The sequence below is a fragment of the Pyrinomonas sp. genome, from assembly GCF_040289685.1.
Classification (GTDB): domain Bacteria; phylum Acidobacteriota; class Blastocatellia; order Pyrinomonadales; family Pyrinomonadaceae; genus Pyrinomonas.
In genome coordinates, this window is the sequence record NZ_PSLQ01000020.1 from 253 (window position 1) to 22,943 (window position 22,691).

16 protein-coding genes are annotated in these 22,691 nt (G+C 60.1%); 9 read left to right on the top strand and 7 right to left on the bottom strand.

The window, feature by feature from the left end:
- From C4334_RS06385 to C4334_RS06400, 4 genes are all read right to left on the bottom strand, one after another.
- Window positions 1–177, bottom strand: a 177-nt coding sequence (locus tag C4334_RS06385) for a TCP-1/cpn60 chaperonin family protein (RefSeq protein ID WP_352431280.1), incomplete at its 3' end; no start/stop codon positions are given.
- Window positions 178–231: 54 nt separating this feature from the next.
- Window positions 232–546, bottom strand: a complete 315-nt coding sequence (gene groES / locus C4334_RS06390) for a co-chaperone GroES (RefSeq protein WP_352431250.1) — start codon at window positions 544–546, stop codon at window positions 232–234.
- Between the two features lie 144 nt (window positions 547–690).
- A complete protein-coding gene (locus C4334_RS06395; RefSeq protein WP_352431251.1) occupies window positions 691–936 on the bottom strand; it encodes a helix-turn-helix domain-containing protein in 246 nt (81 codons plus the stop codon).
- Window positions 937–1,093: 157 nt separating this feature from the next.
- Window positions 1,094–1,987: a phosphoribosylaminoimidazolesuccinocarboxamide synthase gene (locus C4334_RS06400; RefSeq protein ID WP_352431252.1), complete on the bottom strand. Its 894-nt coding sequence runs from the start codon at window positions 1,985–1,987 to the stop codon at window positions 1,094–1,096.
- 398 nt (window positions 1,988–2,385) lie between these two features.
- Here C4334_RS06400 and C4334_RS06405 point away from each other — a divergent pair, with 398 nt between their 5' ends.
- From C4334_RS06405 to def, 6 genes are all read left to right on the top strand, one after another.
- Window positions 2,386–4,965, top strand: a complete 2,580-nt coding sequence (locus tag C4334_RS06405) for a M1 family aminopeptidase (RefSeq protein WP_352431253.1) — start codon at window positions 2,386–2,388, stop codon at window positions 4,963–4,965.
- 113 nt (window positions 4,966–5,078) lie between these two features.
- A complete protein-coding gene (locus C4334_RS06410) occupies window positions 5,079–5,849 on the top strand; it encodes a response regulator transcription factor (protein WP_352431254.1) in 771 nt (256 codons plus the stop codon).
- Window positions 5,850–6,011: 162 nt separating this feature from the next.
- Window positions 6,012–7,499: a hypothetical protein gene (locus C4334_RS06415; protein WP_352431255.1), complete on the top strand. Its 1,488-nt coding sequence runs from the start codon at window positions 6,012–6,014 to the stop codon at window positions 7,497–7,499.
- 300 nt (window positions 7,500–7,799) lie between these two features.
- Window positions 7,800–9,788 (top strand): excinuclease ABC subunit UvrB, encoded by a 1,989-nt coding sequence (uvrB, locus tag C4334_RS06420; RefSeq protein WP_352431256.1) that lies wholly within the window; start codon window positions 7,800–7,802, stop codon window positions 9,786–9,788.
- A 134-nt stretch (window positions 9,789–9,922) separates the two neighbouring features.
- Window positions 9,923–11,092 (top strand): chorismate synthase, encoded by a 1,170-nt coding sequence (gene aroC / locus C4334_RS06425; RefSeq protein WP_352431257.1) that lies wholly within the window; start codon window positions 9,923–9,925, stop codon window positions 11,090–11,092.
- 240 nt (window positions 11,093–11,332) lie between these two features.
- Window positions 11,333–11,845: a peptide deformylase gene (gene def / locus C4334_RS06430; protein WP_352431258.1), complete on the top strand. Its 513-nt coding sequence runs from the start codon at window positions 11,333–11,335 to the stop codon at window positions 11,843–11,845.
- Window positions 11,846–12,494: 649 nt separating this feature from the next.
- Here the strand turns inward: def and C4334_RS06435 are convergent.
- The gene (locus C4334_RS06435) at window positions 12,495–13,019 is read right to left on the bottom strand and encodes an acyl-CoA thioesterase (RefSeq protein WP_352431259.1); all 525 of its coding nucleotides are present in this window, start codon (window positions 13,017–13,019) and stop codon (window positions 12,495–12,497) included.
- A gap of 347 nt (window positions 13,020–13,366) precedes the next feature.
- Here C4334_RS06435 and C4334_RS06440 point away from each other — a divergent pair, with 347 nt between their 5' ends.
- Window positions 13,367–14,554 carry an ROK family transcriptional regulator gene (locus C4334_RS06440; protein ID WP_352431260.1) on the top strand — a complete coding sequence of 396 codons (1,188 nt, stop codon included), beginning with the start codon at window positions 13,367–13,369 and terminating at the stop codon, window positions 14,552–14,554.
- 102 nt (window positions 14,555–14,656) lie between these two features.
- Here the strand turns inward: C4334_RS06440 and C4334_RS06445 are convergent, their stop codons facing one another.
- Together C4334_RS06445 and C4334_RS06450 are read right to left on the bottom strand one after the other, a co-directional pair.
- Complete coding sequence (locus C4334_RS06445; RefSeq protein WP_352431261.1) at window positions 14,657–16,543, bottom strand: CRTAC1 family protein; 1,887 nt, start codon at window positions 16,541–16,543, stop codon at window positions 14,657–14,659.
- Window positions 16,544–16,557: 14 nt separating this feature from the next.
- On the bottom strand, window positions 16,558–18,324 hold the full coding sequence (locus C4334_RS06450; protein WP_352431262.1) for a CRTAC1 family protein: 1,767 nt from the start codon (window positions 18,322–18,324) through the stop codon (window positions 16,558–16,560).
- A 143-nt stretch (window positions 18,325–18,467) separates the two neighbouring features.
- Between C4334_RS06450 and C4334_RS06455 the strand changes: the two genes are divergently transcribed.
- On the top strand, window positions 18,468–18,974 hold the full coding sequence (locus C4334_RS06455) for a hypothetical protein (protein ID WP_352431263.1): 507 nt from the start codon (window positions 18,468–18,470) through the stop codon (window positions 18,972–18,974).
- A 191-nt stretch (window positions 18,975–19,165) separates the two neighbouring features.
- On the top strand, window positions 19,166–22,645 hold the full coding sequence (locus tag C4334_RS06460) for a CRTAC1 family protein (RefSeq protein WP_352431264.1): 3,480 nt from the start codon (window positions 19,166–19,168) through the stop codon (window positions 22,643–22,645).
- Window positions 22,646–22,691: the final 46 nt, after the last annotated feature.

Here is a 22,691-nt window from a genome sequence, read left to right on the forward strand (position 1 = left end):
GATCTCTTTGGCGACGGTGACGCCGTCTTTGGTGATGACGGGCGACCCGAACTTCTTTTCGATGACGACGTTGCGCCCCTTGGGGCCAAGCGTGATTTTGACTGCATCGGCGAGCGTGTTAACGCCGCGCAGGATGGCAGCGCGTGATTCCTCGCCATGAACGACCAATTTTGCCATTTTCGATCTTTTCTCCTCAGAAAGATTTTGAAAGTTGTGGGATGATGCGAGCCGCTAGCCTTGTTTGGTCTCGGCGCGTTCGACGATGCCGAGGATTTCGTCTTCACGAAGGATCAGCAGCTCTTCATCGTCGATTTTGACTTCCGTTCCGCTGTATTTACCGAACAGGACGCGATCGCCCGGCTTGACGTCGAGCGGAATGCGCTTGCCGTCCTTGTCGCGCTTGCCTTCGCCGACGGCGATCACTTCGCCCTGCTGCGGCTTCTCTTTGGCTGTGTCGGGGATGATGATGCCGCCGCGGACCTGTTCGGTCTCTTCAATGCGGCGCACGATCACACGATCGTGGAGCGGCCTGATGTTGGTTTCCATGTCTCTCCTCTCGAAAGGGATTATCGCATTACGAGGCAAGAATACGCTTCACTTCGCGGCGAGATCGTCAGCGATTAGCACTCGCCATAAGTGAGTGCTAACAATAAACGACTGGTCCGGGAATTGTCAACCGCGGAAGGACCGCTAGCGACGACGGCGCGGCGCGTTTGCCGACAGCATACGCTCTTGCGCTCGGTATGTAGCCACGCGTTTAGCGAGCGTGTTGCGATGAATGCCGAGGATGGCGGCTGTGCGCGACAGATGGTTGTTGTTGCGTGCGAGAGCTTTCTGAATGTAGAGCTTTTCGAATTCGGCGACCGCTTCGTCGAGCATGATCTGCCCGTCGAGCATCTCTTCGATCAAGGCTTCGAGACGAGCGCGTAGCTGCATGATCCCTCCAGCGGATGATAGATTTCGTCCCAACCTTGCTCAATGCCGACCGACCGGCCTCGTCATCTTCTTCCCGATAGCGGTTTGCGGCGCACGGCGAGGCAGAATCAACGTCGCTTGCGGGGGAGAGCTGCGCGGTCACGCCGCTTCCGCGCGTTTACAAATCGTCGCCCGTCAGAAGCTTGTAGGCCAGAAGGTAGCGCGCCGTGGTGGCTTCGACGATTTCGCGCGGCAATGGCGGTGCGGGCGGACGCTTGTCCCACGAGAGACTTTCGAGATAATCCCGCACAAACTGTTTATCGAACGATGGCGGCGATGTGCCCGGCCGATACTGATCGGCGGGCCAGAAACGTGACGAATCGGGCGTCAACGCCTCGTCGATCCAGAGGATTCGTCCCTGCGCGTCGCGTCCAAACTCGAACTTCGTATCGGCGATGATGATGCCACGCGCGCGCGCAAGTTGTTCGGCTTCTGCGTAAAGGCGCAGCGAAAGCGCGCGCAGTTGAGCGGTCGTCTCCCAGCCGACCATCTCGGCCATGCGCTCTTCGGTGATGTTTTCGTCGTGTCCTTCGAGGGCTTTGGTCGCGGGCGTAAAGATCGGTTCGGGCAGTTTGTCGGCTTGGCGCAAGCCTTGCGGCAGACTGTGGCCGCAGATCTGACCTGTGCGCACGTAATCCTTCCACCCGGAACCGGCTAAGTAACCGCGCACGACGCATTCAACCGGAAAGACCTCCGTGCGACGGACGAGCATCGACCGACCGCGCAGGAGATCGGCGTGAGCGCGCACGTTCAGCGGCATCTGCTCGACTTCAGTCGTGACGAGATGGTGCGATGCGACGTGTCCCAACTTGCGAAACCAAAAGCGGGAGAGCGCTGTTAAAACTTCGCCCTTGCGCGGGATCGGTGTCGGTAGCACGCAATCGAAGGCCGAAATGCGGTCGGTCGCAACGATTAGCAGGTGATCTTCATCGACTTCGTACACGTCGCGCACCTTGCCGCGTCTTGCGAGGCGCAAACCGCTCAGCGAACTTTCGATTAACGGGGCGGCCATGCGATCTTTCCTCGATGCGTTGCGAAGCGCGGTGGATGGAGCCGAGGAATTGTGCGCGCCGTCTTCAGAGCTTGTCAAGCCAGCTCATGATGGGTCTCTTTGCTTGCGCAAACGGCGCGCCCTTCTTTGGCTCGAACGCGAAACGGCTTGGCGAACTACAGCCCCTTGCGATCTCTGCACTGCGCTCGGCCGCTTCGGTGGTTTCTCGGAGGGAGAAGATCCTTCTCGCCAGTCTCCGTTGCGCGACGGAGACGGGGTCGGAACTTCGTGGTGCTTCGGATGAAACGATCTGCCCGCTTCGACTTACGAGCAGCTTTCATGCCAAAATACAGGACGTTTGCTTCTAGAAGATCGCCGCACGCCTCGACCGGCGGAGAATTTCGATTGTGGAGGATTCGATGCATCCGCGACGCTCCTTCTACGTGCGTTTCTTCTCATTTCTTCTCGCATTCAGTCTCGTCATTTCGGCGCAAGCGCGTCCGCCGCGACAGACAATTGCCATCGCGCAAAAACGCGCGTTGCCGCCCGCGCAGTATATTCCGGCGCGCGATTACGATGCGCAGCACTACAAACTGGACCTGCGGTTCGATTGGGAGCGGGAACAGGCTTTGGGCACAGCGACGATCACGTTTTCGCCCCTCACGCCGAACTTACAGCGCGTCGAGTTCGATGCAGCCAACATGACGTTCGCCAGCGTCACGCTCGCCGACGGTCGCCCGCTGCGCTTTGAAGCGGACGCCGCAAAAGAGAAGCTGCGCATCGTGCTCGATCGCGCTTATCAACCGAACGAGAAAGTGACGGTCGTCGTCAACTACCGGACCAACGGTCCGCAAAAACAGCCATCCGGCATCTTCGGCACGTTCGGCGGTGGTCTGACTTTCATCAAACCGACGCCAGAGGATCCATCACGACCACGACAGATCTGGTCGCAGGGCGAGACCGAGTACAACCACTATTGGTTCCCCTGCTTCGACCATCCGAACGATTTTGCGACAAGCGAACTGATCGCGACGGTTGAAAAGCCGTTCACCGTCATTTCCAACGGCAAACTCGTCGAGCGGCGCGACAATCCGGATGGAACGCGCACCTTTCACTGGCGCATGGACCAACCGCACGCGCCATATCTCGTGTCGATCATCGTCGGCGAATACGCCCCAATCGAGACCAGCTACGATGGCATCCCGATTACGAGCTACGTCTATCCGAACGAAGTCGAAGAAGGGCGCGTCACCTTTGCGCGCATCGCCGACATGGTCCGATTCTTCTCGGAGAAGACGGGCGTGCGTTATCCCTATGCGAAGTACGCGCAGACGGTAGTGCGCGATTTTGGCGGGGGAATGGAGAACATCACCGCGACCACGTTGACCGACACGACCGTGCACGATGCGCGCGCCGAGCTGGATCAAACGAGCGACGGTTTGATCTCGCATGAACTCGCCCATCAATGGTTCGGCGATTATGTGACTTGTCGTACGTGGGCCGATATCTGGTTGAACGAAAGCTTCGCTACCTATTTCGAAGCGATGTGGACCGAGCACCACTTGGGGCGCGACGAGTTCCTCTATTCCGAGGTCAAAGCGAATCAGGATTCTTACTACGAAGCTTGGAACAGCGGCCTGCGTCGCCCGATCGTCACCAGACGCTACAACAGCGCCGATGAGCTCTTCGACGTTTACGCCTATCCGCGTGGCGCTGCTGTTTTACACATGCTACGGCGCGTGCTCGGCGAAGAGAACTGGTGGCGCGCGATCAACCATTATTTGACGAAATACGCGCACCAACCCGTGGAGACGGCTCAATGGAGGATCGTCATCGAGGAGGCGACGGGGCAGCCAATGGATTGGTTCTTCGATCAGTGGATCTATCAGATGGGACATCCTGTCTTCCGCGTGACCAAGAATTACGACCCAGCGAAGAAGAGTTTGACGCTGGTCGTGCGTCAAGAGCAGAAGCCGGATCCGAACAATCCCTACCCGCAAACGGACTATTTCCGCGCGCCGGTCGAGATCGAAATCGGCACCGAACGCGGAGTACGCGTCGAGCGCGTCTGGCTCGACGCCAAAGAGGAACAGCGATTCGAGTTCGCTGCAGATGAGCCGCCGCTTCTCGTTCACTTCGATTTCGGCGGAACGTTGATCAAGGAACTCAAGTTCGATAAACCCGTCGGCGAACTGGTCTATCAGTTGCAGCGCGATCCGGACGTCATCGGGCGCACGTGGGCGCTTGGGCAATTGAAAGAAAAGCTTGCGGCGAAGACCACTTCCGAAGCTGAGCGGCAGCAGATCGTCAGTGCCATCAGCGAAGCGGTTACGCGCGATGCCTTCTGGGGCGTTCGTCGCGACGCGGTGGCGGCGTTGGAAGGCGAGCGGAGCGAGGTCGCGCGCCGGGCACTGCTTGCTGCTACGCGCGACGCCAAATCGCGCGTGCGCGCGCGCGCGATTCGTTCTTTGGCGGCGACCGGCGACGCTTCGCTGGCGACGCTTTATCAACAGGCGTTGGGCGACCAGAGCTATGCAGTGATCGATGAAGCCGCCGAAGCGCTTGGCAAGACGAAGAGTCCAGCCGCATACGGCGTGTTGATTCGTTTGCTGGACCAGCGATCGTGGCGCGATCGCTTGCGGATCGCCGCGCTGCGCGGACTAGCCGAATTAGGCGACCGGCGCGCGCTGGAGATCGGATTGCGTTACGCGCAACCGGGCAACCCCGTCGAAGTGAGAAGCGCTGCCCTGACATTGGTCGGCGCCGTCGGCAAGGGAGATGAACGGGCTTTCGCGCTTCTGTCCGAGCAGTTCAATCGCGCGATCAACGCGCGCAACCAAACGCTTTTGGTGGGGGCAACCGAAGGTCTGCTTCGATTGAACGATCCGCGTGCCAGAAAGCTCGTGGAAGAGGCAGAGAGCGCGCTTTCGCCGCGCGTCAAAGCGCTCTTTCAAAGGCTCTTGAAGGAATTGGTGCAAGGGGCGGCGGCGTCGCAATGAGCGCGCTCGGTGAAATTTCGCCGAGAAGGGCGCTATTTCGCCCGCCTCGGAGCGTGTTATCATAATCGCGTGCGAACGGGCAAAACTCTGCTGATCGAGCGAGGATAGTGCCGATGAAGGCGACGACCAACAATCCGAAGAACAGGAGCGAAGCGGAGAGCCGCAAGGATGCCACCGAGCGTCGGACGACCGTGCTGCTCATTGAAGATGATGAGAACATCACGGATGCTTTGAGCGAATACTTCAAGCGAGCTGGTTACGAAGTGAAAGCCGCTACCGATGGCGTGGCAGGCGTCCAAATGGCTTTGCAGGAACGGCCCGATGCCGTCATCCTCGATTTGATGTTGCCGAAAATGGACGGTTTGGCCGTGTGTCGCGAGTTGCGCGAAAAGGCCCCTTACATCCCTATCTTGATGTTGACGGCCAAGGATGATGTGGTCGACAAGGTGCTCGGTTTAGAGATGGGAGCTGACGATTACATCACCAAGCCTTTCAGCTTTCGCGAACTCGAGGCGCGCCTGAAATCGGTTTTGCGCCGCGTGCGCAGCGCTGCGCATGCAGCAGAAGATGACGAAGCGCCCATCGTTCGCGGCAAGTTGCGCATCGATCCGGTCAAGCGTGAAGTGACCGTAGGGGACCGGCAGGTCGAGCTGACGCCCAAAGAGTTCGAGCTTTTGAAACTGTTCGCTTCGCATCCGGGGCGCGTCTTCCCACGCAAGTATTTGCTCGAAAAGATTTGGGACTACGCTTACGACGGATACGATCGGACGATCGATTCCCATATCAACCGCCTGCGCGCCAAGATCGAGGAGAACCCCGAGAAGCCGCAGATGGTCCTGACCGTGTGGGGCATCGGTTACAAATTCAACGACGAATTCTGCTGAGCCGATCATCCGTCAACGACCGCGCGACGTAGTGAGCGGCAACGCGCCGCAAGCGCGGTCTTTTGCCTTATGGTTGGTCGTGTTCGACACATCGCGTTTGCACTTCTGCTTTTTGCCGCGTCGTCGGTTGACGGCGTGGCGCAAACAAGCGTCGAACGCGACGTGGGAAAAAGGCAATTGAGGGCGCGAAGCGCTGGCAACAGGTTGATCATCACTTCGAACGCTTCGCTCAGCGATTACGCCGCCTACCGCGGCGGCGAACGTTTCTACGTCCTCATTCCGAAAGCGGAACTTTCCGCTGGAGCGGCGTTGCGCGCGTTTCCGGGCGCTTCGGTTGAGCGTCGCGGCGACGATCTCGTGCTCTCTTTTCGGCTCCCGCCCGATGGCGCCGCGCGCGTCAACCAACGGTTCAATAGGCTCGAAGTCGTTCTCTCGGGCATGCCCGCCGCTCTGAGCGAAAGGGGGAACGAGGAGAAGAACGCCCGTTCGACCGAGCGGCCATCCAAAGAACGGCCACCCTCTTCCCGCTTGCAAGAAGCGGAGCATGTTTTGGAAAAGACCCCTTTTGCGGCTGCTACGCCGATCGAACCGGTCGCCGAAGCGGGCGAGCAACCTTCGCGCCCCGTTGCTTCGCGCGTGGCCATGGAACCGAAGCTTTCTTCTGGTGTTCGCGCGAGCGACTCGCACGCCAAACGCGATGCGGCGCTTTGGTTTCTAGTCCTTTCGGCAGCGCTCGCAGTGATCGCTCTGGTGTGGCGGGCCATGAACGCCAAGCGAAAAAGAAAGCTGGTCGAAGCTGAAGCAGCGTTGCCATCCGAGTCTTCGGTCGCGTTTGCGGAGCACATGGCGGTCGAAAGCGCGACGACAAGCGTCTCATACGAGACCGCCGCAAAGACCATCGAAGATGCCAGAGGATGCGCGACTGACGAAAGCCGACTCGGCGGTTGCATCAGCCATGCTCCAAAGACCGTCGAAGGGGCTGGAGAAGGAGCGACGGCGCTTCGGCTCGTTTCCGACCAACAGCAACTCGACTCCCATCAAGCGGAGCCCGCTGCTTTGGCGGAACCCTTGACCGCTAGCGACTCCGCGCAGCAGTTCGAAGGTGTGCTAGTTGCTTCCAGCGAAACTGGCTCGCCAGAGACCTTCGACGCGCAGGAAGCAGCCTATCGGGCTTTGTCTTCTGCCTTCGATGATGCTTCGCCGGAGGGACGCGCGAAAGCTGCGCGCTCTCTTTCTCGGCTTGCCGAGGAGTGGCGGATGAGCCGAGCCGAATTGTTTGCCCGCGCCGTGCGCGAGGCAGACGCCGAACGGCGCGCGCGCATCGGCGAAGCGCTCGCGCTTTCGGGACTGGCGGATGAAGCGCTCGCGCAGCTGACAAGCGAAAGAGAAGCGCCCGAAGCCTTTGCGCTGCTCTTCATCATGGCGAAGACGGGCGCGCTTGCGCCGCTTCTTCACGCTATCCAAGAGGAGGAAAACAACGAGGTCAAGCTCGCCATCGTCCGCTTGCTCTCGTTGTGTGATCATCCGGATGTGCTTCCGCGTTTGCGGGAGCTTGCCACAGAGTCTTCGCTTCCGGCAGAGGTCCGTTTGGCGGTGATGGAGGCGATCTATCAGCAAAGCAGCGCGCGCGTGCGTTCGGCGACGGGATGAGGGATTGGCGCTGCAGATTTCAATTTACGCTCCGCTGTGAAAGGATTAGCGCGCTAGAACGGGGGAGAGCCGCATTTCGGATGGTTCAGGATCGCGCGTTTCGCTTTTCGCGTTTCGACCAGCGCGCAGGATTTATTCATGGGATCTAGACGAACTAGGGGCACGCGTTTCGTGCTTTCGCTAATCTCCGCAAGAAAGCTCCCAAGAGCCGATCCCTCGTTTTGTCCTTTGCTGCGTATCCGCCTTGTTTGATGTTAAAATCGAGAGCTCAGTCTTCTTCAAAGATCGAGTCAAGGGATTATGCCGTTCAAGCTTCGCTCCGATTTTCGTCCGCAAGGCGATCAACCGCAGGCCATCGAAGCGCTCGTGCGCGGTCTCGACGAAGGCGCTAAAGATCAAGTTCTGCTGGGCGCAACTGGGACGGGAAAAACTTTCACCGTTGCCGCAGTCATCGAGCGCGTGCAACGACCAGCGCTTGTCATCGCGCACAACAAGACGCTCGCCGCACAACTTTATCAAGAATTCAAAAACTTCTTTCCCGAAAACGCCGTCGAATATTTCGTCTCATATTACGATTATTATCAACCGGAAGCGTACGTTCCGGCGACTGATACGTACATCGAGAAGGAAGCGACGATCAACGAGGAGATAGATCGGCTGCGGTTATCGGCGACGCGCGCGCTTTTCGAGCGCCGCGACGTCATCGTCGTCGCGAGCGTCTCTTGCATTTACGGTTTGGGCGATCCGGATGCTTACTACGGCATGTTGATCTTCGTCGAGCCGGGCCAGCGCATGGAACGCGACGAACTGCTGCGCAAGCTCGTCGAATTACAGTACGAACGTTCGGACATAGAGTTTGGGCGCGGCACTTTTCGCGTGCGCGGCGACACGGTCGAAATCTACCCGAGCTATCAGGATCAAGCCTATCGCGTTGAGTTCTGGGGCGACGAGATAGACGCGGTATCGACCATCGATCCATTGCTCGGCGAAATCATCCACCGGCACGAGGCGCGCGTTCCGATCTACCCGCGCACGCACTACGTGATGTCGAAACAGACGATTCGGCGCGCGATTCGGTCAATCCGCGAGGAGCTCGAATGGTGGGAAGCGCAGTTGATCGCTGAAGGCAAGCTCGTCGAGGCGCAGAGGCTCCATCAGCGGACGATGTACGATCTCGAGATGATCAAAGAGATGGGCTTCTGCCGCGGGATCGAAAACTACTCGCGCCATCTGACGGGGCGTCGTCCGGGCGAACCGCCGCCGACGCTGCTCGATTATCTGCCGCGCGATACGGTCGTCATCATCGATGAATCGCACCAGACGATCCCGCAGCTTCGCGGCATGTACCACGGCGATCAGACGCGCAAACGGACGCTCGTCGAATACGGTTTCCGCCTGCCGAGCGCGCTCGACAACCGTCCGCTCAACTTCGAGGAGTTCGAAGCGCGCATCGGACAGACGATCTACGTTTCGGCCACTCCCGGACCATACGAGCTGACCAAGACCGGAGGCGAAGTCGTCGAGCAGATCATTCGGCCGACCGGATTGCTGGATCCGGAAGTCGAAGTCCGTCCTGTGCGCGGTCAAATAGACGACTTGCTGCACGAATGCCGCTTGCGCGCCGAGCGGCGCGAGCGCGTGCTGGTGACGACGCTGACCAAGAAGATGGCCGAGGATTTGACCGAATATTTCACCGAGGTCGGCGTGCGCGTCCGCTACCTGCATTCGGATATCGAAACGCTTGAGCGCGTGCGTATCTTGCGTGACTTGAGGCGCGGCGAATTCGATGTGCTCGTTGGGATCAATCTGTTGCGTGAAGGACTGGACCTGCCGGAAGTATCCCTCGTCGCCATCCTCGACGCCGACAAGGAAGGTTTCTTGCGGTCGGAATCTTCGCTCATCCAAACGATTGGGCGCGCAGCGCGCAACGTCAATGGCAAAGTGATCCTCTATGCCGACGCGGTCACGGATTCGATGCGTCGCGCCATCGAAGAGACGCGCCGACGCCGCGCCATTCAAGAAGCTTACAACCGCGAGCACGGCATCACGCCGCGAACCATCGTCAAGCCGATCGAAGCGACGTTGGTGACGGCTTACGAGGCCGATTACTTCAAGGTGCCGCGCGATCTCGATGCCTTCGAGGAGTATTCGCCTGAACGGCTCGACGAGACGATTAAGCAGTTGGAGAGGGAGATGCGCGAAGCGGCCCGCGCTTTGGAATTCGAGCGCGCCGCGGAGTTGCGCGATAAGATAAAATACCTGCGCGAACGTCAGTTACAATTGGCTTGATGCGCCGCGGGGAGGATAGCAAAGAGGGCTTCAAGCTGTAGCTGATGATCATGTCGGCGGCAGAAGGTGCGGCGATTTGATCAAAAGGGGCGCAAGCCTCAGTTTTCAGTTGAAAGAGGGCGATCAACTCGATCATGTTTCGTTTTACCACCGCTGGAGAATCGCATGGGCGCGCGCTGATTGCTATCGTTGAGGGCGTGCCCGCCGGAACCCCCATCAACGTCGAAGCGATCGATCGCGATCTTGAGCGCAGGCAATGGGGCTACGGACGCGGCGGGAGGATGCGTATCGAGCGCGACCGCGTGCAGATTTTGAGCGGCGTGCGTCATGGACAAGCGCTCGGCTCGCCCATCGCTTTGATGATCGAAAACCGCGACTGGCCCAATTGGCAAGAGGTGATGGCCGTTGAGCCGCGCGCCCTATCGTCCGAAGAGGCACGCCAACTCAAGCGCCCGCGCCCCGGCCATGCCGATCTTGCAGGGGGACTGAAGTACGGAGCGCGTGATCTGCGCGACATCTTGGAACGAGCGTCGGCGCGCGAATCCGCCGCGCGCGTCGCTTGCGGCGCCGTCGCCAAACAGTTGCTCGCAGAGTTCGGCGTGGAGATTCTGAGTCACGTCATTCAACTTGGCGGCATCCCAACGGAACCGCTCGAACTAGACTGGGCCAGCATCGCCGCCATCCCTGACGATGCGCCTTTGCGTTGCGGCGATGCCGAAGTCGAAAAACTGATGATCGCGCGCATCGACGAAGCGCGGCGCGAAGGCGACACTTTGGGCGGGGTCTTCGAAGTCGTCGGGCGCGGCGTCGTCGTCGGTCTGGGCTCGCACGTTTCCTGGCGTGAGAAGCTCGACGGGCGTCTGGCGCAAGCTTTTATGTCTATTCCAGCAGTGAAAGCAGTGGAGATCGGAATCGGAGTGCGCGCTGCGTCGCTACCGGGGTCGGAAGTGCACGACGAGATCGCGTACGATGCGGCGGAGCGCAAGTTCTTTCACCGGACCAATCGCGCGGGCGGTTTAGAAGGCGGCATCACCAACGGCGAAGAGCTTCGCGTGCGCGGTTATCTGAAACCGATTTCGACCCTTAGGCGCCCTTTGCGCTCGGTTGACATCGAGACCAAGGAAGAGAGCGCCGCCGCCTACGAGCGTTCCGATACGACAGCGGTGCCGGCTGCCGGCGTGATCGGCGAAGCGATGATGGCCATCGTGCTCGCCGCGGCGATGCGCGAGAAGTTCGGCGGCGACAGCCTCGTCGAGATGACACGCAACTTTCAAGCCTATCTCGATCAATTGCGCGCTTACTGATCGAGCGAGAGGTAGCGCCCGACGACGTTTTCGCGTTCTGTTTGGATCGCTTGGCTGCGCGAAGACGGTGGAAGGACCAAGCCGATCGTTTGATGACGTTTTCGATCCGTTCGATCCCGCCGCTCACACGAGCATCAGGCGGTCGACCTCTGGATCTGTTGGGGGATGGTTGGTTGATCATCGCAAGTTGTGATCCGCTTGCGGATCGCGCGTAAAATATTCACTGGGAAGAGCGGCGATATGGCCAAGCGTAAGATCGTCAAATATCCCGATCCGGTTCTGGAAACGCCGGGCGACCCTGTTACCGAGTTCGACGAAGGGTTGCGGCAGCTCGTCGAAGACATGTTCGAGACGATGTACGCCGCATCGGGTGTGGGACTTGCCGCGCCGCAAGTCGGGGTGAGCAAGCGCCTGTTCGTGATGGATTGTTCCGGCGGACGCGACCTTGCGCAAAGGTACGTCATGATCAACCCGCAGATCGTCATGACCGAAGGCGAGCAGACGGGTGATGAAGGCTGTCTTTCGTTTCCCGGCATCTACATTCCCGTAACGCGCGCCATGCGCGCGATCGTCCGCGCGCAAGACTTGGAGGGGCGTGAGTTCGAACTCGATGCACAAGAGCTGGCCGCGCGTTGCGTCCTTCATGAGACGGACCACTGCGACGGCATACTCTTCATCGAACGCGTCTCGCCACTCAAGCGCGAAATGGTCAAACGCCGCATCAAGAAGTTGATCAAAGCCGGAGAGTGGTGAGACGGGCGTGGCGATCGAGCGTTTCGTGGCGCGATTCTTTGCTGAGAGCGCCGCTCAGAATCAAGTTTGGATGAACCTAAGGACGCAGTCATATGCTCGAAGATAGAATCAATTTGGCTTAGCGTTTAGGTCCGACTCAATGGCACGACAGTGTTGAGACGAGATACCGCACCGTCATTGCTCCCGAACACGGCTGCCAGCGTATTTGCGCCATCACCGAGTATTTTGCTTATGCTCATGGTCTCGCTCCTTGATTAACACTTCATTATTTAAATTGTCGACAGTTGCGTCGAGAAGTTTCCTGTCATACCAATCTTGTATGGATGAGTCGTAAGATAGTGGGTAAGAAGGGCTGGAAGCGCTTGGCACATTGAACAGCGTGACGCAGCTGAGACCCTGTTCCAGTTCTTCAAGCACGAAAGCGTCCCCCAGCTCAAACCACGTCGCCATGCCCTTTGGCTTCTTTCTCAGGGCTATCCCATGGCAGAGGTCGCCAAACTCCTCGCGGTGGCTTATCGCTCCGAGGCAGCGCTTGTTCAGATGCCATCGCCACGGCGCGCGTCGCCGGGACGGATGCGCGCTCGCGCTTGGCCCAGGTGCCGAGACGCGGGAGAAAATCGTTCTGCGGTTTTGGTTGATGCGGCAAGGCTTATTCCGGCGCGCTCCCTTCGGGGACGCGCCCGGCGACGGCACGTGCGCTGCTACGCGCTTGTGCTGCCGCCAGCGCTTCTTGCTGCGGCGGCGCAGTGAGCAGCGCGCGATAGTTTTCAGGGAGGGAGCGGACGCGCCCTTCGCGATCGGTGACGACATGCCCCGTCTCTCCCTCGGCGATGATCTGACCGTCGGCGGCGCGCACGATTTCGTAACCGAAGCGCAAGCTGCGACGTCTTAACTCTGTGATGTGCGTGCGCACGATGAGTTCGTCGTCGTAGTAGGCGGGCGCCTTGTAGCGGCAGTAACTTTCGGCGACAACGAGAAAGGCGTCGTCGTTCTCTTCCATATCGCGATAGGAGAAGCCACGCGCGCGGCAATACTCGGTGCGGCCGATCTCGAACCAGATGAGGTAGTTGGCATAGTAGACCACGCCCATCCGATCCGTTTCAGCATAGCGCACGCGAATCGTCGTTTCATGCCATAGATCGAACAGGGCATCATCAACGGGTTCAGTCATCATTGATCGCCAAGACCTCCTAGCGCATGGCAACTTCCCCAAATTCGGTGAAGCGGACTATAAAGGCGGCGAGCGAAAGATGTCAACACGCAACGGCGCTTACGAGACGATGTCGCTGTCCGCACGACTCGACGGTTTGCGCCTCCAAGCGCCCCTCGATTCAGCACCTCCCAACCGCGAGCATGACCGCTAGAACCCAGCGAACGCTGGCGGGAGCGCGTTCGCTGGGGGCAGGTCGGGCCAACGGTCTTGATGCGCGCTCGCCATTGTGCTATAGCCTTGGTTATATTGTCTGCAATTGAAACCATTGCGTTCTACGGAAACCGTTGATCGTTGTGACTTGACGAAAAATGCGTCGAATAGACTTGAGAAAAGCGCAAGCCGCGCGGGCCGCAACCATTCGCGGCATCAATCGCCAGATCGTCCTCAATTACATACGCGATCGCGAGCCGATCTCGCGCGCCGACATCGCGCGCGAAACGGCGCTGCAACGTTCCACCGTCTCGACCATCGTCGAAGAACTAAAGGCCGAGGGGTTGATCGAAGAGATCGGCACGGGGAAATCGACCGGCGGTCGCCGCCCGACGTTGTTGCGTTTGCGCGCTGCAGGGGCGATGGCTATCGGCGTCGATGTGACTCCGTCGCACACCACTGTAGCGACCAGCGATCTGGCTGGGCGAATTCTCGAGCGCGAGCAGCTCAATCCGATTCAGGATCGAAACGAGTTCATCAAGCAAGTCGTCGCCGTCGTGCGCCGCATGGCCGCGCGTAACAGTTCGGCCATCAGCGGCGTGGGCATTAGTTTGCCGGGGTTGGTCGATCCCGACGTTGGGCGAGCCATCTACATTCCGCATTTCAACTGGCGCGATTGGCCGATCACGGCGGAGGTCTCTGCGGCAACCGGCCTGCAAGTCGTCATCGACAACGATGCCAACGCGGCAGCGCTCGCTGAATTGTGGTTCGGGCGTCCGGAGGTCAGCGATGCGCGCGACTTCATCTTGGTTTTCGTCGGCGATGGCGTCGGCACCGGGATCGTCTTCGATGGGCAGATCTACCGCGGCGAACGTGGAGCGGCAGGTGAGTTCGGGCACATGATCGTCGGGCAAAAGGGGCCGATCGCCTGCTCCTGCGGCAACTACGATTGTTGGGAAGCTTTCTCTTCAGGGCGCGCCGCGGTTGCGCGTTACTTGAAGGCGACCGGCAAAGGCGAACGCATGAGTTTCGATGAGCTGATCGATCGCGCGTTGGCAGGCGAAGAGGCGGCCGTGCAAGCGTTGGCCGAAACGGCGCACTATCTCGGCATCGGAATCTCCAACCTTATCGTCGGTTTAAGCCCGGCTGTGGTGGTCGTCGGCGGAGCCATCGTGCGCGCTTGGCCGCTCATCGCTGAAGCGCTTGAAGAACCGGTCAAACGGAGCATTCGGCGCGGCTTGCCCTCGGCGCGCATCATGCCCTCGACGCTCGGCGACCAGCCGACCTTGATGGGCGCGCTCAGCCTCGTGCTCGCGCGTAAATTTGCGCTCACAACCACAGCATAGGCCCGTTTCGACGCTGTCACAAGCGCATCGTCAGTGCGGTCGTATCGAGCGCGCGAAGGTCGCTGGCGATCGCAGACGGGATGGGTCGATGCGCGAAGCCCTCTACTTTTTGATCCCCTTGCCTTGCACGATCGTGATGATGCGATCGGCTTCGACGTTCTCAAAGGTCTCGATGCCGCCGCCGGGCCAGTGGATTTCGATCTTGTCGACCTTTGTCGTCGGGCCGAGGCCGAAATGCAGGCGCATGTCGTTGTGCGAAGCGTAGCTGGCGCCGCTAATGACATCGGCTCGCTGTCGCATCTTGCCAACCGTGACGTAAGCGATGGCACCGATGGCATCGCGCGGCGATCTTTTCGCCGGATCGCCGACGAGATGAAGCGTGAGCCAGTGGTTCTTGGAGTCGTAAACGTTGCGCAAGATGACCGGCGGTCCGTCGATGTTGTTGATGACGGCATCGAGCCGTCCATCATTGTCTAGATCGCCAACGGCCATGCCGCGCGCTGGCCACGCCATTGCCAACGCGCTGCCCGGTGCCGCGCCGACGCGCTCGAAACGTCCGGTGCCGAGATTGTGGAAGAGCAGCATTTGCTGCGCGTAGCTCGTGCCCCACTGGTATTGATCCACCGCCGGATAGACGTGCCCATTAGCGATCAGGATGTCCTTCCAACAATCGTTGTCGAAGTCGATGAAGGCCGTGCCCCAACCGAGAAAGGGAATGGTCGGCTCGCCGAGTCCGGCTTGGAAGGTGAGGTCGGTGAAGTTGCCTTCGCCGTCGTTGTGGTAGAGCGTGTTGGAATCGTCGGAAAAGTTCGTGATGTAGAAGTCCACGCGCCCGTCGTTGTCGTAATCGCCGACAGCCAAGCCCATGCCGGCCTGCTCGCGTCCGTTCTCGTTCAAAGCGATGCCGGAAGGATAACCGACCTCTTCGAAAGTCCCGTCGCCTTTGTTGATGTAAAGCTGTTTGGGCGTCGAATCGTTAACCACCAGCAGGTCGAGCCACTCGTCTTCGTTGACGTGGACGAAGACGGATGAAAAGCCGTAGTACTTCTGCGGGTCGTTGACGCCCGCTTTGTCGCTGACGTCCTCAAACGTTCCGTCGGGTTTTTGATGATAAAGCGTATCGCTTTCGCCCGGCAGTCCACGAGGCCCGCACATCACTGGCACGCCGCGGAACTGACAGAAGTTCTGCGCGATGCCACCAGGCTTGCCTGCTTCGGCGGGACTGGGCGGCGGATTGTTGAGATCGAACTCGACGTAACCGGGGACGAACAGGTCCAAGCGCCCATCGCCGTCGTAATCACCCCACGTCGCGCCCGTACTCCAGCCACGGCGTGCGACGCCGACCTTTTCAGCGACATCCGTGAACGTTCCATCGCCGTTGTTGCGATAGAGGCGCGAGATGCCGAAGTTGCTCACGTAGATGTCCAAGTAACCGTCGTTGTTGTAATCGCCAACGGCCAGTCCCATCCCCCAGCGTTCGTTGGCGACGCCGGCTTTGTCGGTGACATCTTCAAATCGCCAGTTGCCGAGGTTGTGATAGAGGGCGGCCCGCGGCGGTTTCTCCTTGCCGCGCATGGCGTCCATGGTGGAACCGTTCAATAGATAGATGTCCGGCAGCCCATCGTTGTCGTAATCGAAGATGGCAACGCTGCCGGAGACGGTCTCGATGATGTAATTTTTGGCCGGGGTGCCGCAGACGTTGCGGAATTTGGCGAGCGGCGTGCGTGCCGTTACCTCTTCGAAGACGACCGGCGCTTTGGGATCGGTGATGCCGACCGTGCGACGCGAGGTGTAAGTGCGCGCGATGCCGGTGGCTACGCCACCCATGGTTTGCGTGCTTTGTGGTTGCGCGCTGGATTGCGCGCGCCCTGTCGGCAAGATCGAAGTCAACAGAAGCGCGCCCGCGCACGCTCCGCCTAGAAGACGGCGGCTCCGACGGATCACGAAAAGATTCAGCCCGCGCCGTCGAACGAAGTGCGATTCGCTCATGATCTTCAGCATCCTCACCGTTCGGTAATCGTGTTGTAGCGGTTGATAGTCAACCCTTCGACCCTTTGCACGCGCCCGCTGGGCCAACTGATCTCGACGCTTTGCAGCGCATTTTCGCCCAATCCGACGAGCAGGCGGCCATCGTTGGCCGAAAGATAGCTTCCCGCCGTGCTCACGTCAAACGTTTGCCGGGTGCCTGCCGAATCGGTTACCACGACGCGCGCGCCGCTGGCATCGCGGTTCGAGCGCGTTCCAATCAGTCGCAGTCCGACCCAACGATTCTTTGTCCCCTGATTGCGCAACACGACGGGCGCGCCATCGAGCACGACCATGACCACGTCCACGTCGCCATCGTCATCGAGGTCGCCGAAAGCGGCACCGCGCGCGGCGTACCTGCGGTTGAAAGCGTCGCCCGCCGATGCCGAGACGTTGACGAAACGCCCTTTGACATTACGCATCAGCAGCGGCGACTGGCGGTAGGTCAAATAGCTCGATGTCTTTTCGATGGTGTCGAGGACGTGGCTCTGTGCGACGAATAGATCACGCCACCCGTCATTGTCGAAGTCGGCAAAGCGCGTCCCCCATCCGGAGTAGAGCATGGTGATCGGCCCGACGTTGGTCATGTTGGTCATGTAAACGAAGGATAGATCGCCCGCGTTGCGAAAAAGAGCGTAAGTTTCGTTCGACAACGTCGTGATGAAGACGTCGATCAAACCGTCGTTATCGTAGTCGGCGGCGTCGATGCCCATGCCAGCGAACGTTTTGCCGTTTTCGTCGTAGCCGGCGCCGGAGATAAGGCCAATGTCTTCGAAAGTGCCATCGCCGCGGTTGCGAAAGAGCGTTTGCGGAACGCTGTCGTTGGCGACGAAGATGTCAGGCCACCCGTCGTTGTCGAAATCGGCGACGGCTACGCCAAGCCCTTTGCCGATGGCGACGGATATTTTGCTCGTTGCGCTCACGTCTTCAAACGTGCCATCCGTTTTTTGGTGAAAGAGCAGGTTGCTCGCGCCTTTGAAGTTGTCCGGATGGCAGTAGGCGCGGTAGCCGGGGCGCGGTTCGCCGCAGTAGATCGCTCCGCGCTCGAAGTCCCACTCCATGTAGCGCGCGATGAAAAGATCGAGACGCCCGTCGCGGTCATAGTCGAGCCATGCGGCGCTCGTGCTCCAGCCCGGAGCGTTGATCCCGACCTGTTTGGTGACATCGGTGAAAGTCCCATCGCCGTTGTTGCGGTAAAGAGCTGTTCTTTCATAACCCGTGACCAGCAGGTCCGGATCGCCATCGTTGTCGTAGTCGCCGACGGCGACGCCCATGCTGTAACCATCACCGCGCAGGCCGGCGCGCTCGGTGACGTCTTCGAAGGTTCCGTCAGGCCGCTGCCGATAGAGCCGGTTCCAGTAGCGCGCCTCGCGTTTGTCCGGCATCGCTCCGCGCGGCATTGGGTCTTGAAGCGCCGCGCCGTTGGTGAAGAAGATGTCCATGCGCCCATCGCCGTCGTAATCGAGCAGCGCAACGCCGCCGCCCATGGTTTCAAGCAGGTACTTTTGCGAGGTTGGCGAAGCCATGTGCCTGAAGTCAATCCTGCTTTGCGCGGTGATGTCGGCAAATTGCACGGGCGACGGTGCCTGTGGAACGGGGGCGGACGGGCGTCTGAGCGGTTCGCCCGCCGCATAGGATCGGCCCGTGCGCGTTTGGTCGGCTGGTGGCGTCTGCGCCGACGCGCCGAGCGCGTTGGCCAACAGCGCCATCGAACAGAAGCAGTGAACGATCGACCGAAGAGCCATCGGAGACAGTTGCAAGCAGCGCGGACAAATAGTACAGTACGCCAACAAACAACTCAATGCGTCGTCGCAAAAAATCTCTGAAAGGCTTTGCGCCCGAGCACCGCCAAGGGCGCTGGCGATGGCGTCTGCAGGAGGGAGAGAGAATGAAAAGAGACTGGACGGCTATCTTATGGGGACTTGCACTGGCATTTTCAGCCGTCGGGGCGGTTGCGCAAAAAGCGCCGGTGATCGTGCCAAGCGCTGAGCTAGCGCGCGTAGTGCCGTCGAGCTTCTACTTCGAGGGTCAGACTGGTCCGACGCAGATGCGCAACGCCGCCGCGGCGCGCTTCGGCCAGCGACAACACGTCATCGCCGCGCTGGTCGACACATCAGGCTACTCGGCGGACGTGCGCGCCAAATACGAAGGCTTTTTGATCACCGACATCGGAATCACCATCAACGATCAACGACTTGATGTTGGCGCTTATGGTTTCGGTTTCACCGAAGACGGGAGGTTCAATCTCTTCGACGTCAGCGGGCGACAGCTCCTTTCGGTCGCCGCGGCTGAAGATACCGGGCTGCGCCGTCCGCGTCCGCTGATGATGGTCGCTGTCGCCGATGGCGTGCGACTTTACAGCGGACGCCACTACGTGAGGATCAAAGCGCGTTGACCTTACAAACGGGCTCGCTCGCTGCTCGGCATCCAGCGCGATTGAGCTTGCGAGAAGCGTCCTAGGCTGGAGTCTTCAAAGGGATCTCTGGGCCGCGAAGCTGTTTTGCGAAGCGACGCAAGGCGCGCTCTTTAGGCTTCGATGGACGTGTTGGGCATTGGAGTATTTGAAGTGAAGAGAAGAAGAGGCAGATGATGAAAATCATCGGGCGTTTGATCATCATCGGGGCGATCGCCTGTGGTGTGCTGCTTTGTCGGGAGCAGTCGCGTTTCGTTTCGCAGGCGAGCGTTGATGCTGCGGCGCGCGAGCAGGCTTACCGGATCAACAATCTAGGCGTGGCGTTGCTCGAACAGTACGATTACAAGCAGGCGGCGGAACGCTTTCGGCAAGCTCTGGAAGTGGACCAAAGCTTGAACATCGCACGCATCAATTTGGCCATCGCGCTTTACAACGCCGCCGATCTCGACGGCGCGCGCCGAGCGGCTGAAGAAGCGGCCAAGATCGCTCCCGATGCGCCACAGCCCCAATACATCTTGGGCCTCATCGCGCGATCACAAAACCGGACAGAAGACGCTATCGCCGCTTTCAAGCGCGTGCTCGCCCTTGACCCGCGCGATGTGGGGGCCAACGTCAATCTGGGCCAAGTGCTGGTCCAACAGCGACGTTACGACGAAGCGATCGCCGCCTTTCGCACGGCGCTCGAAGCCGAACCTTATAACACGACGGCGCTCTACAATCTGGCGACGGCTTTGTTGCGCCGCGGCGAACATGAAGAAGGGCAGCGTCTGCTCCAGCGCTTTCAGTTGCTCAGGCAGAGCGGCGCCGGCGTCAATCTCGGGCAGACCTATCTCGAGCAGGGCCGGTATGCCGAAGCCATCACTTCGACTGGCGCCGAAAAAGAGCTGGTTGACCGCACAGCTCCCAGCATCCTCTTCACCGATGCGACGCGCGTCGCGTTCGCCAAAGAGAGCGGCCAGGGGCGCGCAACGAACGTTTTAAATTCCCTTTGGGGACGGCGGTTCGATCGCTTGGACCAAGCAAAGCTGCGCGAGATCGCCGCTTCGTTGGGCGGTGGCGTCACGCTGTTTGACTACGATGGCGACGGTGACCTGGATGTGCTGGAGCTTGCGCCCGATGCACAGCGCCTTTGGCGCAATGACGGCGGGCGGTTGGTCGATGTGACGGAGCGCGCAGGACTTGGGCGCGCGCCGGCGGATTCGGTCGCCATCGGAGCCGTCGCTGGCGACTACGACAACGATGGCCGCCCGGACCTTTTCGTCCTGCGCTACGGTCAAAGCTCGCTCTATCACAACGAAGGCAACGGACGGTTCGTCGAGACCACGGCACAGGCGCGCATTCCGCCCATTTCTTTTCTGTCGCTCTCCGCAGCCTTCGTCGATGTGGACCACGATGGCGACTTGGATCTGGTGATCGGCGGTTTTGGGGCGGCCTCTGCCGACGCGAAACTCTTCCCGGATGATCTTCCGCTGGCACCCAACTTGTTGTTGCGCAACAACGGGGACGGAACCTTCACGGATTTCTCCGAGACGGCCAAGATCAAAGGACCGACCGGGCGTGTGGTGGCGGTCGTGCCGACAGATTTCGATAACCGACGCGACATAGATCTGCTGTTCGTGCAGTGGGGCGCGCCGCCCGTGCTCTTTCGCAACCAGCGCGACGGTTCTTTTCGCGATGTGAGCGAAGAACGAGGTCTCGGCGCAGAACGATCTTTCACGTGCGCGGCGGCGGGCGATTTCAACAAGGATGGTTTCACCGACTTTTTCTTCGGGCGCGCTAGTGGACGCGGCGTCTTCGCCGTCAGCGACGGACGCGAGCGGTTTCGCTTGGTGGAAGCGCCGGCTGTCGGTGCGCTCGCCGCACAGTTCCTCGATTACGACAACGACGGACTTCTCGATCTCCTCTTTTGGACCGGCGACGGACCCCATCTTTTGCGCAACGTCGGCGATGGTTGGGATGATCTGTCGGCGCGCGCGTTCAAAGAGCGCGTGCCGATCTCTTCGGCGCGCGCGCTCGCAACGGGCGATCTCGATGGCGATGGCGATGAAGACCTTCTCGTGCGCGCCGCCGACGGACGTTTACGCTTCTTGCGCAACGATGGCGGGGAACGCCAGCGTTCCATGCGCGTTCGTTTGGCCGGCAAGGTGAGCAACCGAAGCGGCGTGGGGGCCAAGATCGAAATGCGCGCCGGGAGCCTCTGGCAAAAACTGGAACTCTACGCGGCGACGCCTGCTCCGGCACCAGCCGATGTGCTCTTCGGGTTGGGCGCGCGCGCCGAGGCCGACGTCGTGCGCGTGTTGTGGCCTGCCGGCATCGTACAGGCGGAGACAGAGTTTCCGACAAAGACGGTGGCCGCGCGTTCGCTCACCGTCACCGAAATAGATCGCAAGCCATCTTCATGCCCCTATCTGTTCACCTGGAACGGCGAGCGATTCGAGTTCGTCACTGATTTTTTGGGCGGTGGCGAAATGGGTTATTGGTTGGGACCGGGCCAGTGGAACGTGCCCGATCCGGTTGAGTACGTGCGCATCCGCGACGACCAATTGCGCGCGCGCAACGGCCTGTTCGAGCTGCGCGTCACCAACGAACTCGAAGAAGTGCTCTACCTTGACCGTTTGCAGTTGATCGCCATCGCGCATCCGGCGAACGTCGAGATCTTTCCGAACGAAGGGATGACTTCGCCGCCGCGTCCCTATAAACTTCATGCGCTCGAAAACTTGCGTCCGGTGGTGGCTGCCACAGACGATCACGGATGCGATGTGCGCGACCGCCTTGAGCGCATCGACCGTCGTTATCCAGACGACTTCAAATTGCTCGACATTCGCGGCTACGCCGAGCCGCACACGCTTACGCTCGACCTCGGACGAGTCACCCGTCGCACCGCGCTCGCGCTCACGGGCTGGACCGATTACGCTTTTTCGAGCGACAACGTCGCCGCCTCGCAGCGCGGATTGAGCTTGAGTCCGCCACGGTTGGAGGCGAAGCGAGCTGATGGTCAATGGCGAACCGTCATCGAAGACCTTGGCTTCCCCGTTGGACGCCCGCAGACGATCGTCGTCGAACTCGGCGACAAGCTTCGTCCGGGCGAGCACGAAGTGCGCATTCGGACGAACATGCGCGTCTATTGGGATCAAGCGCTCGTTGCCGAAAGCTCTCCGATGGCGCCCGTCAAAACGGTGCATCTCGATCCGTTGCGGGCCGAGCTGCGTTGGCGCGGCTTTTCAGCCGAGGTTTCGCCCGATGGACGCGAGCCGTTCGGTTACGATTACGCGCGCGTGTCCGCCTCTTCGCCGTGGAAGATGATGCCCGGACATTACACGCGCGAGGGCGATGTGCGCGAACTTCTGCTCCGCACCGATGACATGTTCGTTGTTTCGCGCTCGGGCGACGAGATCGCGCTTGCGTTCGACGCTAGGCGTCTGCCGCCGCTTGCGCGCGGATGGAAGTGGACCTATCTGCTCTATGCTGATGGCTTCAGCAAAGAGATGGACATCAATTCGGCCAGCCCGGATCAAGTGGTGCCGTTGCCGTTCCACGGCATGAAAAGTTATCCGTACGCTTGGCCCGAACGTTACCCGAACACCGAAGCCCATCGGCGCTACATGGAACGCTACAACACGCGCGTCGTCACAAAGACGGTGGCGAAGTTGTGAAGAGGAAAGAACGTAGTTCGCGCTCAAAGCTCGCCTGAAAATCGCG

What these genes read in the sequence shown, in the direction of transcription:
- groES (WP_352431250.1), bottom strand. Translation starts at nt 546, where the DNA reads ATGGAAACCAACATCAGGCCGCTCCACGATCGTGTGATCGTGCGCCGC.
- C4334_RS06395 (WP_352431251.1), bottom strand. Translation starts at nt 936, where the DNA reads ATGCAGCTACGCGCTCGTCTCGAAGCCTTGATCGAAGAGATGCTCGAC.
- C4334_RS06400 (WP_352431252.1), bottom strand. Translation starts at nt 1,987, where the DNA reads ATGGCCGCCCCGTTAATCGAAAGTTCGCTGAGCGGTTTGCGCCTCGCA.
- C4334_RS06405 (WP_352431253.1), top strand. Translation starts at nt 2,386, where the DNA reads ATGCATCCGCGACGCTCCTTCTACGTGCGTTTCTTCTCATTTCTTCTC.
- C4334_RS06410 (WP_352431254.1), top strand. Translation starts at nt 5,079, where the DNA reads ATGAAGGCGACGACCAACAATCCGAAGAACAGGAGCGAAGCGGAGAGC.
- uvrB (WP_352431256.1), top strand. Translation starts at nt 7,800, where the DNA reads ATGCCGTTCAAGCTTCGCTCCGATTTTCGTCCGCAAGGCGATCAACCG.
- aroC (WP_352431257.1), top strand. Translation starts at nt 9,923, where the DNA reads ATGTTTCGTTTTACCACCGCTGGAGAATCGCATGGGCGCGCGCTGATT.
- def (WP_352431258.1), top strand. Translation starts at nt 11,333, where the DNA reads ATGGCCAAGCGTAAGATCGTCAAATATCCCGATCCGGTTCTGGAAACG.
- C4334_RS06435 (WP_352431259.1), bottom strand. Translation starts at nt 13,019, where the DNA reads ATGATGACTGAACCCGTTGATGATGCCCTGTTCGATCTATGGCATGAA.
- C4334_RS06440 (WP_352431260.1), top strand. Translation starts at nt 13,367, where the DNA reads ATGCGTCGAATAGACTTGAGAAAAGCGCAAGCCGCGCGGGCCGCAACC.
- C4334_RS06445 (WP_352431261.1), bottom strand. Translation starts at nt 16,543, where the DNA reads ATGAGCGAATCGCACTTCGTTCGACGGCGCGGGCTGAATCTTTTCGTG.
- C4334_RS06450 (WP_352431262.1), bottom strand. Translation starts at nt 18,324, where the DNA reads ATGGCTCTTCGGTCGATCGTTCACTGCTTCTGTTCGATGGCGCTGTTG.
- C4334_RS06455 (WP_352431263.1), top strand. Translation starts at nt 18,468, where the DNA reads ATGAAAAGAGACTGGACGGCTATCTTATGGGGACTTGCACTGGCATTT.
- C4334_RS06460 (WP_352431264.1), top strand. Translation starts at nt 19,166, where the DNA reads ATGATGAAAATCATCGGGCGTTTGATCATCATCGGGGCGATCGCCTGT.